This window comes from Pseudomonas sp. 43A (assembly GCF_013363935.1).
GTDB classification, from domain to species: domain Bacteria; phylum Pseudomonadota; class Gammaproteobacteria; order Pseudomonadales; family Pseudomonadaceae; genus Aquipseudomonas; species Aquipseudomonas crudilactis.
The window spans coordinates 315,973-328,237 of the sequence record NZ_CP054880.1 but is presented as its reverse complement, the minus strand read 5'-3'; the positions used below and the strand labels follow the sequence as shown (position 1 = coordinate 328,237).

Genomic DNA, 12,265 nt, shown 5'->3' with positions numbered 1-12,265 from the left:
CGCCAAAGAGGATGAATCATGAGTGACAAGGATAAACAGCCGTTGGCTGCGTCGGCGCAAACCCCTGAAGCGGAATCCGCCGATGCAGCGCTGCGCCAGATCGTAGACGGCTTTTTGCATTTTCATCATGAGGTCTTCCCACAGCAGGAAGAACTCTTCAAGAAACTCGCCACGGCCCAGGCGCCCAAAGCGATGTTCATCACTTGCGCCGACTCGCGCATCGTCCCCGAGCTGATTACTCACAGCTCGCCCGGCGATCTGTTCGTGACCCGTAACGTCGGCAACGTCGTGCCGCCTTACGGGCAGATGAACGGCGGCGTTTCCACCGCAATCGAATACGCGGTACTGGCGCTCGGCGTACAGCACATCATCATCTGCGGCCACTCCGATTGCGGCGCCATGCGTGCAGTGCTCAATCCGGACAGCCTGGAAAAAATGCCGACAGTCAAAGCCTGGCTGCGCCACGCTGAAGTCGCGAAAACCATGGTGCATGAAAATTGTAACTGCGCCGACGAAAAAGAAAGCATGCCGATCCTCACCGAGGAAAACGTCATCGCCCAATTGCAGCACTTGCGTACCCATCCTTCGGTAGCCTCGCGCATGGCGAACGGTCATTTGTTCATCCATGGCTGGGTCTACGACATCGAAACCAGCGAAATCAAAGCTTACGACGCGGATCAGGGACGTTTCCTGCCGCTCGACGGCAGCCATCCGATTCCGGTGGCGACGCCTAAAGCGCGCTTCTAAATCCTCCTAAACATCTGTGTGGTTTGACGCCGGTCGCTGATTCAGCGACCCGGCCTCGCCATGCCTGAAGAAAACTTCGGGAGAATCGCCATGCGTGCGGCTCAATTGAAAGCGGTGTTGCCACGGGAGCTGCTTGCTTCAGTGGTTGTGTTTCTGGTCGCGTTGCCGCTGTGCATGGGTATCGCGATTGCGTCAGGGTTGCCACCGGCCAAAGGCCTGATCACCGGGATCATCGGTGGTCTGGTGGTCGGCTGGCTGGCGGGCTCACCGTTACAGGTCAGCGGGCCAGCGGCGGGTCTGGCGGTGTTGGTGTTTGAACTGGTGCGCCAGCACGGCATCGAGATGCTCGGGCCGATTCTGTTGCTCGCCGGTTTTCTGCAACTGGTCGCCGGCCGATTGAAACTGGGTTGCTGGTTTCGGGTCACGGCGCCAGCGGTGGTGTACGGAATGCTGGCGGGGATTGGCGTGTTGATCGTGCTGTCACAGGTACACGTGATGCTCGATGCGTCACCGAAACCTTCAGGGCTGGATAACCTCACGGCATTCCCGGCGGCTGTGGCGCAGGCCTTGCCGTCGTTTGGCTGGCAGGCCGGGCTGTTGGGGCTGTCGACGATTGCGGTGATGTGGCTGTGGGAAAAATTCCGCCCACATTCGTTGCGCTTCGTGCCCGGGGCATTGCTCGGTGTCGGGCTGGCGACAGGCGCAAGCCTGCTGCTGGCGTTGCAGGTGAAACGCGTTGAAGTGCCGGCGAATCTGGCCGAAGCCATCGATTGGCTGAAACCGGCGGACTTGCTCAGCCTGGCCGATCCGACGCTGCTGATCGCCGCGTTCGCCGTGGCGTTTATCGCCAGCGCCGAAACTTTGCTGTCCGCCGCAGCGGTGGATCGCATGCACAGCGGCGTGCGATCGGACTTCGACCGTGAACTGTCGGCGCAAGGTGTCGGCAACATGCTCTGCGGTCTGCTCGGCGCGCTGCCGATGACCGGGGTGATCGTGCGCAGTTCGGCCAACGTCCAGGCCGGCGCGACCACGCGTTACTCGACGATCTTCCATGGCCTGTGGCTGCTGGCATTCGTGTTGTTGCTGTCGAGTGTGCTGCAAAGCATTCCGGTGGCGAGTCTGGCGGGGGTGCTGGTGTACACCGGGTTCAAACTGGTCGATCTCAAGGCATTTCGAGGTCTGAGTCGTTATGGACGCATGCCGATGTTCACCTACGCGGCGACGGCCCTGGCGATCATCTTCACTGACCTGCTGACCGGGGTGTTGATCGGTTTCGGTCTGACGATGTTGAAGCTGGCGTTCAAGGCTTCGCGCCTGAAGATCAGCCTGATCGATCTGCCGCAGGACGGCGAAATGGAGTTGCGTCTGGTCGGTGCGGCGACATTCCTCAAGGTGCCGGCGCTGACGCAAGTGCTGGGCAGTATTCCGCAGGGCACGACGGTGCATGTGCCGCTCAATAACCTGAGCTACATCGACCATTCGTGTCTGGAGTTGCTGGAAGAATGGGGCCGGGCGAATGCGGCGAAGGGCTCGAAGCTGTTGATTGAGTCGCGCGGGTTGAAGCGCAGGCTTGAGGGACGGATTCGAACCACCACCGGTATCGGTGCGGCCGGCTAAATCTCCGGGTTGAACTCAACCCCTGTAGGAGCTGCCGCAGGCTGCGATCTTTTGATCTTGTTTTTTACAATCAAGATCAAAAGATCGCAGCCTGCGGCAGCTCCTACATTGGATCGTGTGAACTCAGGCAGCGGGCTGATCCAGTTCCAGGCCCACACCCAGTCGACGGCCCATGCACGGCCAGCGTTTCCACGCGGCGCCGGTGTCCGGGCTGCTGAGTTTTTCGCGGTAGGCTTCCACCGATTCCAGTGCAAAGCTGTCATCGTCGAGCATGCTGTCCACCGCGTGGTGGACGACTTCATCCAGTTCGTTGGCAAATTTCTCACCGAGCAACTGGTGAGCAATCAGATTGGCGACCGTCATGTCCAAGGGGATCAGTGGCTGGCCGAAATGCTTGATGTACAGGTCGTTGACCTCTTCGACAAAGCGGTGCGCCAGATAGGCCTCGTCCAGCAGATGTTCCAGGCCAACCGGAGGCTGGAGGAAATACTGCTCGGCAATTTTCAGCACCGGTTTGATCTGTGACTCGATTCCCGCTTCCCTGGCAACTTCATTGGCTGCGTCCAGCAGGTCAGGTACTTCATCGATGTAGGCTTCGACAAAACGCGTCAATACAGCCTTGGCATCGGTCTCCGGCAATTGGATTGACGGGTGTAGATGAGGCAGTTGTTCTTCCAGCTGACGGGTCAGCCGTCCGGTTTCGTTTTCGTGTTGTCGGGCTTTTTTAATCTGCTCGCGCAATGCGGCGGTGTTCATGAAAACTCCAGGAAACAAGGCAATGAAATAGGGAAGACATAACTTAGCTGGCTTACGAAAAATGCTAAGACGCATTTGTCATAATTATTTCATCCTTGATGCACCTGCGTTATATCGATTTGCCACCACTCGTCTGCATCCTTCTCCATTCGTGCCCTTGAACGCAAGTGGCAGCTGTTTCACTTGATTTACGTGTGCACATTGCAATTTCCCGTCGCTGTCTATACTCGCCAGTGAATGGAGTTAGCTGATGACGCCCGACTGCACCCGCAGCAAGGCCCGGCGATTCAAGTTCGTAGTCTGATGCAGCCGCTCCCTTGCCGCAGGCGAAAGCCGGCGGGATAACAAGAACGATAAGGGGAACCCGCAATGATGCGACATCCACACGTCTGGATGGGCCTCCTGTTGTGGTCGATTTTCAGTCCGGCGCACGCCGCCTGGACTGTGAATATGGCGCCTGGAGCGACTGAAATCAGTCACGCAGTATTCGACCTGCACATGACCATTTTCTGGATCTGTGTGGTGATCGGGATCATCGTCTTCGGCGCCATGTTCTGGTCGATGATGGTGCACCGCCGGTCTACCGGGCAGGTCGCCGCAAAATTCCACGAAAGCACCACCGTCGAAATTCTCTGGACCGTCGTACCGTTCCTGATTCTGGTGGCAATGGCCGTGCCGGCGACCGCCACCCTGATCAAGATGTACGACACCAGTGAGCCGGATATCGATATCCAGATCACCGGTTACCAATGGAAGTGGCACTACAAATACCTGGGCCAGGACGTCGAGTTCTTCAGCAACCTGGCCACCCCCGCCGAGCAGATCCACAACAAGGAAGCCAAGGGCGAGCACTACTTGCTCGAGGTCGACAAGCCGTTGGTGCTGCCGACCGGGGCCAAAGTGCGCTTCCTCGTAACGTCCGCCGACGTTATCCACTCCTGGTGGGTGCCGGCCTTCGCGGTCAAGCGCGATGCGATTCCGGGGTTCGTCAATGAGGCGTGGACGCGCATCGACAAGCCCGGCATCTACCGTGGCCAGTGCGCCGAACTGTGCGGCAAGGATCACGGCTTCATGCCGATCGTGGTCGAGGTCAAGGAGAAGGCCGACTACGACAAGTGGCTCGCCGATCGCAAAGCCGAAGCCGCGCAGCTTAAAGAGCTGACCAGCAAGGAATGGACCCTCGACGAACTCAAGGAACGTGGCGACAAGATCTATCACACCACCTGCGTCGCCTGTCACCAGGCCGAAGGTCAGGGCCTGCCGCCAATGTTCCCGGCGCTCAAGGGCTCGAAAATCGCCACCGGACCGAAAGAAGGCCACTTGAGCATCGTCTTCCACGGCAAGCCCGGCACCGCCATGGCGGCGTTCGGCAAACAGTTGTCGGAAGTCGATATCGCAGCGGTCGTGACCTACGAACGCAACGCCTGGGGCAACAACAAGGGCGACATGGTCACGCCAAAAGAAGTGCTGGAGCTGAAACAGGCGGAAAGCAAATGAGCCGGTCTATCGCGTACCTCGTGAACCGGTCGGGGCACTGCGCCCCGGCCTGCCCCACTCACTCACGTAAAGGAGACCGGCCATGAGCGCTGTCATCGATGACCACGGTCATGCCGACCACGCCCACGGTCCCGCCAAAGGCCTGATGCGCTGGGTGCTGACCACCAACCACAAGGACATCGGCACGCTGTACCTGTGGTTTGCGTTCTGCATGTTCCTGCTCGGCGGTACGTTCGCGATGGTGATTCGCGCCGAACTGTTCCAGCCGGGGCTGCAAATCGTCGAGCCGGCGTTCTTCAACCAGATGACCACCATGCACGGTCTGGTGATGGTCTTCGGTGCGGTGATGCCGGCCTTCGTCGGCCTCGCCAACTGGATGATCCCGTTGATGATCGGCGCGCCGGACATGGCCCTGCCCCGGATGAACAACTTCAGCTTCTGGCTGTTGCCGGCGGCGTTCCTCATCCTCGTCTCGACCCTGTTCACCCCCGGTGGCGGGCCGAACTTCGGCTGGACGTTCTATGCGCCGCTGTCGACGACCTACGCGCCGGAAAGCGTGACCTTCTTCATCTTCGCCATCCACTTGATGGGCATCAGTTCGATCATGGGCGCGATCAACGTGATCGCGACCATTCTCAATCTGCGCGCGCCCGGCATGACGCTGATGAAAATGCCGCTGTTCGTCTGGACCTGGCTGATCACCGCATTCCTGCTGATCGCGGTGATGCCGGTACTGGCCGGGTGCGTGACGATGATGCTGATGGACATCCACTTCGGCACCAGTTTCTTCAGTGCTGCCGGTGGCGGTGATCCGGTGTTGTTCCAGCATGTGTTCTGGTTCTTCGGGCACCCTGAGGTGTACATCATGATCCTGCCGGCGTTCGGCGCCGTCAGCTCGATCATCCCGACCTTCTCGCGCAAGCCGCTGTTCGGCTACACCTCGATGGTCTACGCGACGGCGAGCATTGCGTTCCTGTCGTTCATTGTCTGGGCGCACCACATGTTCGTGGTCGGCATTCCGTTGGTGGGCGAGCTGTTCTTCATGTACGCCACGCTGCTGATCGCGGTGCCGACCGGGGTGAAGGTGTTCAACTGGGCCAGCACCATGTGGCAAGGCTCGCTGACCTTCGAGACGCCGATGCTGTTTGCCGTGGCGTTCGTGATCCTGTTCTCCATCGGCGGTTTCTCCGGATTGATGCTGGCCATCGCCCCGGCGGACTTCCAGTATCAGGACACCTATTTTGTGGTCGCGCATTTCCACTACGTGCTGGTGCCGGGGGCGATCTTCGGGATCTTCGCCTCGACCTACTACTGGCTGCCGAAATGGACCGGCCACATGTACGACGAAACCCTCGGCAAACTGCATTTCTGGCTGTCGTTTGTCGGCATGAACCTGACCTTCTTCCCGATGCACTTCGTGGGACTGGCGGGGATGCCGCGACGGATTCCGGACTACAACCTGCAGTTCGCCGACTTCAACATGGTTTCGTCGATTGGCGCGTTCATGTTCGGTGCCACGCAGATCTTCTTCCTGTTCATTGTGATCAAGACCATTCGCGGCGGCCCGCCAGCACCGGCCAAACCGTGGGATGGGGCGGAAGGTCTGGAGTGGAGCGTGCCGTCACCGGCGCCGTATCACACCTTCACCACACCGCCGGAAGTGAAATGACTGTGGGAGCGAGCTTGCTCGCGAAGAACGATAACTCGGTTTCACTGAGAAACCGGAGCGCCTGCTTCGCGAGCAAGCTCGCTCCCACAGAGATTCATGTGGAGGCTGAAAATCATGGCTGACTCGGTATCGATGAAAAAACTCGTCATCCGCCTGCTCGGGGTGGTGGTGGCGATGTTTGTCTTCGGCTTTGCCCTGGTGCCGATCTACGACGTGATGTGCAAAGCCTTCGGCATCAACGGCAAGACCGCCGGGCAGTACGAGGGTGAGCAAGTGGTCGACACTTCGCGCCAGGTGCGTGTGCAGTTTCTCTCGACCAACAATGTCGATATGCCGTGGGACTTTTACCCCAAGCATGACGAACTCACCGCCAATCCCGGCGCGGTCAACGAGATGATCTTCATCGCGCGCAATCCCACCGACAAACCGATGAGTGCGCAAGCCGTGCCGAGCATCGCGCCGAGCAACGCCGCGGCATATTTCCACAAGACCGAATGCTTTTGCTTTACCCAGCAGGTGCTGCAGCCCGGTCAACAGATCGAGATGCCGGTGCGCTTCATTGTTGACCGCGACATGCCCAAGGATGTGAAGCACCTGACGCTGTCCTACACGCTGTTCGATATCACCGCCCGACATCCGCCGGTGGCTGTAAATACTGGCGGTTGAGCGTGCCCGATAAGGAGAACAATAAATGGCAACTCATGAGCATTATTACGTTCCGCCGCAAAGCAAATGGCCGATCATTGCGACCTTCGGCATGGCCATCACTGTGTACGGCCTCGCCACCTGGTTTAACGATCTGAAGGCAGCGCGCCCGGAATCCCACGGCCCGTACATCTTTTTCGTCGGTGGCCTGTTGCTGGCGTACATGCTGTTCGGCTGGTTCGGGGCGGTGATCAAGGAAAGCCGCGCGGGGCTTTATAGCCCGCAGCTCGATCGCTCGTTCCGCTGGGGCATGAGTTGGTTCATCTTCTCCGAAGTGATGTTCTTCGTCGCCTTCTTCGGTGCGCTGTTTTACGTGCGGCACGTCTCCGGACCGGCGCTCGGCGGTGAGGGCACCAAAGGCATCGCGCACATGCTCTGGCCGAACTTCCAGTTCACCTGGCCGCTGCTGCACACGCCGGATCCGAAACTGTTCCCGCCGCCGAAAGAAGTCATCAGCCCTTGGGGACTGCCGCTGATCAACACGATCCTGCTGGTCAGCTCCAGCGTGACCATCACCATCGCCCACCATGCGCTGAAGAAGGGTCATCGCGGCGCGCTGAAAATCTGGCTGGCGATCACCGTGCTGCTCGGCTGCGCGTTTCTCGGCTTCCAGGCTGAGGAATACATGCACGCTTACCACGAACTGGGCCTGACCCTCGGTTCCGGTATTTATGGCGCGACGTTCTTCATGCTCACCGGTTTCCACGGCGCCCACGTGACCATCGGCACGATCATTCTGTTTGTGATGTTGATGCGGATCATGAAGGGCCACTTCGACAACGAGCACCAGTTCGGCTTCGAAGCGGCGAGCTGGTATTGGCACTTCGTCGACGTGGTCTGGATCGGTCTGTTTATCTTCGTCTACGTACTCTGAGGATCACCACTACCAAGGCGCATGCGACACCAGTTGGCCGCTGTAAAAGCCCCAGGCGATCAAGCCGACGGTGCCAGCGGCCAGTGCCACCCGAACACTCAAGGCGATGACCAGGCGATTGGAACTGCGGTCGTCCTTGACCAGGAAAAACAGGCCGCTGAACAGGCTGATCACCGTGGCAATCAGCATCAGGACGATCGCTGTTTTGAGCATGGGAAGAACTCCGGGGGACAGGCGATGCATTTGAGTATAGCGATCGCAACGACTGACTTTGTGGCACAGCCATGAAGCGCTTTCGCCCGGGCGTGATACCGACCGTAGTGGTGGCGTTGTTGCTGCCGCTGCTGGTGTCGCTGGGCTTCTGGCAACTGAGCCGGGGCGCCGAGAAAAGCGCGCTGCTCGCCAGTTACGCCGAACGCCGCGCGGCCGAACCGATGGCCAGCAGCGAGTTGTTGAGCAGTGCCGATCCGGCCTATCGCCGCGTGCATCTGCACGGCCAGTTCGATGCTGCACACAGTTTGCTGCTGGATAACCGTCAGCGTAACGGCAAGGTCGGCGTCGAGCTGCTGCAACCGTTTCAGGATCAACGCACCGGCCAATGGCTGCTGGTCAATCGCGGCTGGTTACCGTGGCCGGATCGCCGCGTGCCACCGCAATTCACCACGCCCACAGAGGCGTTGAATGTCGATGCCTGGGTCTACGTCGCTCCCGGCGCGACTTTCCAGTTGCACGCCGATCCGGTCAGCAACACCTGGCCGCAAACCATCACCGCCGTCGAGCCCGCCAAGCTGTGGAAAACCCTCGAGCGTGACGGCTTCGCCTATGAATTACGCGCCGAACCCGGCCCGGCCAGCTACGAGGCCGATTGGCCGGTGGTTGCGATGGGCCCGGAAAAACACCTCGGTTACGCCGTGCAGTGGTTCGCCATGGCCACCGCCCTGCTCGGCCTCTACGTCTATTTGGGATTGCACAACGCAAAGGAGAAACACCATGGGAACGGCCATGAATCCACCCAGCATGTCTGAGGCGAAGCCTGCCGCCACCCGTCGTCGCGGGCGCATTCAGCTGCTGCTGATATTGCTCGGCGTGATCGGCCCGATGGTGCTCGCCACCGGCATGTACAAATTGCAGTTCTGGGTGCCGGAAGGTCGCAGCTATCACGGCGAACTGATCGGCAACGGCCAGACCCGCGCCGACCTTGGCGTGCAGGCGAATGAAGAGCGCTGGCAGATGCTGGTCACCGCGCCGAAGGATTGCGCGGTGGATTGCCAGCAACTGGTGTATCTGGCGCGGCAGATCCAGATCGGCCTCGGTCGCGATGCCGGGCGCGCCAGCCATGCACTCGCTGCTGCACAACCGGTGAGCGCCGATTACGAAGCCAAGCTGACCCGCGAATATCCGCAGCTGCAACGATATCCGCTGGATGCTGCGGTTTTCAGTAAAACCACGGGCGACAAGGCCACGCCACAACTGTGGATCATCGACCCCCACGGCAACCTCGTGCTGCGTTACGAGCCAAATGTGAAAGGCAAGGATCTGCTCAACGACCTGCGTCATCTGCTGAAACTGTCGAACATCGGATAAGGGCATCGTCATGGCCAAACCTGGATTTCGCCTCGCGCTGTTTGCCACCCTGCTGGCACTGATTGTGGTGCTGCTCGGCGCCTATACGCGCCTGACCCACGCCGGCCTCGGCTGTCCGGACTGGCCGGGCTGCTACGGGTTTATCAGCGTGCCGAAAAGCGAAGCGCAACTGGCCCATGCCGAACTGCATTACCCCGACTCGCCAGTGGAGGCACACAAAGGCTGGAACGAGATGATCCACCGCTACTTCGCCGGCACCCTCGGCCTGCTGATTTCGATTCTCGCCGGGCGGGCGTGGGTTAACCGTCGTCATCCGGGGCTGCCGTTGAAGCTGCCGTTGTTTCTGCTCGCGGTGGTGTTCGCACAAGCGGCGTTCGGCATGTGGACGGTGACGCTCAAACTCTGGCCGCAAGTGGTCACCGGGCATTTGCTCGGTGGTTTTGCGACCTTGAGTCTGTTGTTTTTGCTGACCTTGCGACTGTCCGGCGTGCTGCCGGCGCTGACCGTGCCCAAGCGTTTGCAGTATTGGGCGACGGCGGGACTGTTGCTGGTGATTGGTCAGATCGCACTGGGTGGCTGGGTCAGTTCCAACTACGCGGCGGTGGCGTGCATCGATTTTCCGACCTGCCACGGGCAATGGTTGCCGCCAGCGGATTTCGCCAATGGCTTTCACCTGACTCAACACATCGGCCCGAATTACCTGGGCGGACAACTCGACAGCGATGCGCGTACGGCGATTCACCTGACTCATCGCATCGGCGCGTTGTTGGTGACCTTGGTTTTGCTCGGTCTGGCGTGGCAATTGAAAGTGGTCGGCATGACGCGGCTGGCCGGATTGGTCCTCGTCGCCCTCGCCGCACAAATCACCCTCGGCATCAGCAACGTGCTGTTCCATCTGCCGCTGCCGGTCGCTGTCGCGCACAACGCTGGCGGTGCCGCGTTGTTGCTGACCATGGTGCTGGTCAATTACCACGCGCGCACCAGCCTGGTCCGGGTCAAACAACCGGTGCTCGCGCGCTGGCGCCTGAGCCCGCGTAAACACGCAGCCGCGCCCATCACCATAAAAGGAGAAACGCCGTGGCGATTCTGATTGGCGAACGTCCGCATCAGGCGATCTGGCGTGATTACCTGGAGCTGACCAAACCGAAAGTCGTGGTGCTGATGCTGATCACCTCGCTGGTCGGCATGTTCCTCGCGACCCGCGCCGGGGTGCCGTGGACGGTGCTGGTGTTCGGCAATCTGGGTATCGCGTTGTGTGCTGGTGGGGCGGCGGCGGTCAATCATGTGGTCGATCGGCGCATCGATGCGGTGATGGCGCGCACGCATAAACGGCCACTCGCTGAGGGTCGGGTTTCGCCGGCGGCAGCGCTGACCTTTGCGCTGGTGCTGGCGCTGCTCGGTCAGGCCTTGTTGCTGACCTTCACCAATCCGCTGACCGCTTGGTTGACCCTCGCTTCGCTGCTCGGTTATGCGGTGATCTACACCGGTTTCCTCAAACGCGCGACGCCGCAGAACATCGTCATCGGTGGCCTCGCCGGCGCTGCACCGCCGCTGCTGGGCTGGACCGCCGCCACCGGCCATGTCAGCGCCGAACCGTTGTTGCTGGTGCTGATCATCTTCGCCTGGACGCCGCCGCACTTCTGGGCGCTGGCGATCCATCGCAAAGAGGAATACGCCAAGGCCGACATCCCGATGCTGCCGGTCACCCACGGCGAGCACTACACCAAGGTGCACATTCTGCTGTACACCTTCGCGCTGCTGGCGGTGAGTCTGTTGCCGTACGTGATCCACATGAGCGGTGTGCTCTACCTGATTTGCGCCCTCGGTCTGGGCGCAAGGTTTCTGCAATGGGCCGTGGTGCTGTACCGTGGCACTCGGCCGCACGCGGCGATCAACACCTTCAAGTACTCTATTTGGTACTTGTTCCTGCTGTTCATCGCCCTGCTCGTAGACCACTACTTACTGTTGAACCTATGACTCGAACCCAGAAAACCGTCTTCATCCTCGTCGCCGTGATCGCGCTGATCCTGGGACTTACCGTCAACAAAGTGCTGAGCGGCAAGGGCCAGGGCGACCCGACTGCGCTGATCGACGCCGGCATCATTCTGCTGCCGCAAAGCCGTAATTTGCCGGACGTGACGATGACCGATCAGGACGGCAAACCGGTAGCGATCAATGAGCTCAAAGGTAAGTGGAGTCTGTTGTTCTTCGGCTACACCTTCTGCCCGGACATTTGCCCGACCACGCTGGCGCAGCTGCGGCAGATCAAGAGTGAACTGCCGAAGGACGCTGTGGACAAGTTGCAGATCGTGCTGGTCAGCGTTGACCCGAACCGCGATAACCCGAAGCAGTTGAAGCAGTATCTGGGCTACTTTGATCCGCAGTTTGTTGGCCTGACGCCGACCTCGATTGAAGAGCTGCAGAAGGTGGCGAATGCGGTGAGTATTCCGTTTATTCCGGCGGATACGAGCAAGCCGAATTACACCGTTGACCATAGCGGTAATCTGGCGGTGATCGGGCCGGATGGCACGCAGCGGGGGTTTATTCGGGCGCCGCTGAATAACACCAAACTGGTGGCGCAGCTGCCGGTGATGCTTAACCGTAAGTGACAGTTTAAAAGCCAAGAGCCCCTCACCCTAACCCTCTCCCAAAGGGAGAGGGGACTGATTGGGGAATATGGGGGAGCTGCACCGAATTGAACGTGATGCTTTGAATCCATAATCGCCAAGATCGGTCAGGTCGATGTGCTGTGCCGAATCCATAATCGACTCGATCTTTCAGGTCGATGTATGACGCCAGATACCTCGGTCGGCCCC

General features: G+C 59.9%; 13 protein-coding genes. 11 read left to right on the top strand and 2 right to left on the bottom strand.

The window, feature by feature from the left end; all coding sequences use genetic code 11:
- Positions 1-18: 18 nt before the first annotated feature.
- Entirely contained in the window at positions 19-747 is a 729-nt protein-coding gene (locus tag HUW52_RS01490; RefSeq protein WP_007911720.1) for a carbonic anhydrase, read from the top strand.
- Positions 748-837: 90 nt separating this feature from the next.
- Complete coding sequence (locus HUW52_RS01485) at positions 838-2,364, top strand: SulP family inorganic anion transporter (RefSeq protein WP_175552787.1); 1,527 nt, start codon at positions 838-840, stop codon at positions 2,362-2,364.
- 123 nt (positions 2,365-2,487) lie between these two features.
- Here HUW52_RS01485 and HUW52_RS01480 read toward each other — a convergent pair whose 3' ends face one another.
- Entirely contained in the window at positions 2,488-3,120 is a 633-nt protein-coding gene (locus tag HUW52_RS01480) for a hypothetical protein (protein WP_016986468.1), read from the bottom strand.
- 369 nt (positions 3,121-3,489) lie between these two features.
- Here HUW52_RS01480 and coxB point away from each other — a divergent pair, with 369 nt between their 5' ends.
- The 4 genes from coxB (at position 3,490) to HUW52_RS01460 (ending at position 7,865) form a co-directional block, all read left to right on the top strand.
- Positions 3,490-4,617 (top strand): cytochrome c oxidase subunit II, encoded by a 1,128-nt coding sequence (gene coxB / locus HUW52_RS01475; RefSeq protein WP_016986467.1) that lies wholly within the window; start codon positions 3,490-3,492, stop codon positions 4,615-4,617.
- Positions 4,618-4,699: 82 nt separating this feature from the next.
- Positions 4,700-6,286 carry a cytochrome c oxidase subunit I gene (ctaD, locus tag HUW52_RS01470; RefSeq protein ID WP_016986466.1) on the top strand — a complete coding sequence of 529 codons (1,587 nt, stop codon included), beginning with the start codon at positions 4,700-4,702 and terminating at the stop codon, positions 6,284-6,286.
- Between the two features lie 114 nt (positions 6,287-6,400).
- Positions 6,401-6,952 carry a cytochrome c oxidase assembly protein gene (locus HUW52_RS01465; RefSeq protein ID WP_175552786.1) on the top strand — a complete coding sequence of 184 codons (552 nt, stop codon included), beginning with the start codon at positions 6,401-6,403 and terminating at the stop codon, positions 6,950-6,952.
- A gap of 25 nt (positions 6,953-6,977) precedes the next feature.
- Positions 6,978-7,865 (top strand): cytochrome c oxidase subunit 3, encoded by an 888-nt coding sequence (locus HUW52_RS01460; RefSeq protein WP_093429494.1) that lies wholly within the window; start codon positions 6,978-6,980, stop codon positions 7,863-7,865.
- A gap of 9 nt (positions 7,866-7,874) precedes the next feature.
- Here HUW52_RS01460 and HUW52_RS01455 read toward each other — a convergent pair whose 3' ends face one another.
- Positions 7,875-8,078 (bottom strand): twin transmembrane helix small protein, encoded by a 204-nt coding sequence (locus HUW52_RS01455; protein WP_175552785.1) that lies wholly within the window; start codon positions 8,076-8,078, stop codon positions 7,875-7,877.
- A gap of 71 nt (positions 8,079-8,149) precedes the next feature.
- Here HUW52_RS01455 and HUW52_RS01450 point away from each other — a divergent pair, with 71 nt between their 5' ends.
- Genes HUW52_RS01450 through HUW52_RS01430 form a run of 5 tightly spaced genes read left to right on the top strand, consistent with a single transcriptional unit; the run spans position 8,150 to position 12,058 of the window.
- Entirely contained in the window at positions 8,150-8,890 is a 741-nt protein-coding gene (locus HUW52_RS01450; protein ID WP_175552784.1) for an SURF1 family protein, read from the top strand.
- A complete protein-coding gene (locus HUW52_RS01445) occupies positions 8,856-9,449 on the top strand; it encodes a hypothetical protein (RefSeq protein ID WP_175552783.1) in 594 nt (197 codons plus the stop codon). The genes HUW52_RS01450 and HUW52_RS01445 overlap by 35 nt, the downstream gene beginning before the upstream one ends.
- A gap of 10 nt (positions 9,450-9,459) precedes the next feature.
- Complete coding sequence (locus HUW52_RS01440; RefSeq protein ID WP_175552782.1) at positions 9,460-10,539, top strand: heme A synthase; 1,080 nt, start codon at positions 9,460-9,462, stop codon at positions 10,537-10,539.
- Entirely contained in the window at positions 10,527-11,426 is a 900-nt protein-coding gene (cyoE, locus tag HUW52_RS01435; protein WP_160054517.1) for a heme o synthase, read from the top strand. The genes HUW52_RS01440 and cyoE overlap by 13 nt, the downstream gene beginning before the upstream one ends.
- The gene (locus HUW52_RS01430) at positions 11,423-12,058 is read left to right on the top strand and encodes an SCO family protein (protein ID WP_016986457.1); all 636 of its coding nucleotides are present in this window, start codon (positions 11,423-11,425) and stop codon (positions 12,056-12,058) included. The genes cyoE and HUW52_RS01430 overlap by 4 nt, the downstream gene beginning before the upstream one ends.
- Positions 12,059-12,265: the final 207 nt, after the last annotated feature.

Excerpts from the sequence above, each read along its gene's own strand:
- HUW52_RS01490 (WP_007911720.1), top strand. The coding sequence starts at position 19 with ATGAGTGACAAGGATAAACAGCCGTTGGCTGCGTCGGCGCAAACCCCT.
- HUW52_RS01485 (WP_175552787.1), top strand. The coding sequence starts at position 838 with ATGCGTGCGGCTCAATTGAAAGCGGTGTTGCCACGGGAGCTGCTTGCT.
- HUW52_RS01480 (WP_016986468.1), bottom strand. The coding sequence starts at position 3,120 with ATGAACACCGCCGCATTGCGCGAGCAGATTAAAAAAGCCCGACAACAC.
- coxB (WP_016986467.1), top strand. The coding sequence starts at position 3,490 with ATGATGCGACATCCACACGTCTGGATGGGCCTCCTGTTGTGGTCGATT.
- ctaD (WP_016986466.1), top strand. The coding sequence starts at position 4,700 with ATGAGCGCTGTCATCGATGACCACGGTCATGCCGACCACGCCCACGGT.
- HUW52_RS01465 (WP_175552786.1), top strand. The coding sequence starts at position 6,401 with ATGGCTGACTCGGTATCGATGAAAAAACTCGTCATCCGCCTGCTCGGG.
- HUW52_RS01460 (WP_093429494.1), top strand. The coding sequence starts at position 6,978 with ATGGCAACTCATGAGCATTATTACGTTCCGCCGCAAAGCAAATGGCCG.
- HUW52_RS01455 (WP_175552785.1), bottom strand. The coding sequence starts at position 8,078 with ATGCTCAAAACAGCGATCGTCCTGATGCTGATTGCCACGGTGATCAGC.
- HUW52_RS01450 (WP_175552784.1), top strand. The coding sequence starts at position 8,150 with ATGAAGCGCTTTCGCCCGGGCGTGATACCGACCGTAGTGGTGGCGTTG.
- HUW52_RS01445 (WP_175552783.1), top strand. The coding sequence starts at position 8,856 with ATGGGAACGGCCATGAATCCACCCAGCATGTCTGAGGCGAAGCCTGCC.
- HUW52_RS01440 (WP_175552782.1), top strand. The coding sequence starts at position 9,460 with ATGGCCAAACCTGGATTTCGCCTCGCGCTGTTTGCCACCCTGCTGGCA.
- HUW52_RS01430 (WP_016986457.1), top strand. The coding sequence starts at position 11,423 with ATGACTCGAACCCAGAAAACCGTCTTCATCCTCGTCGCCGTGATCGCG.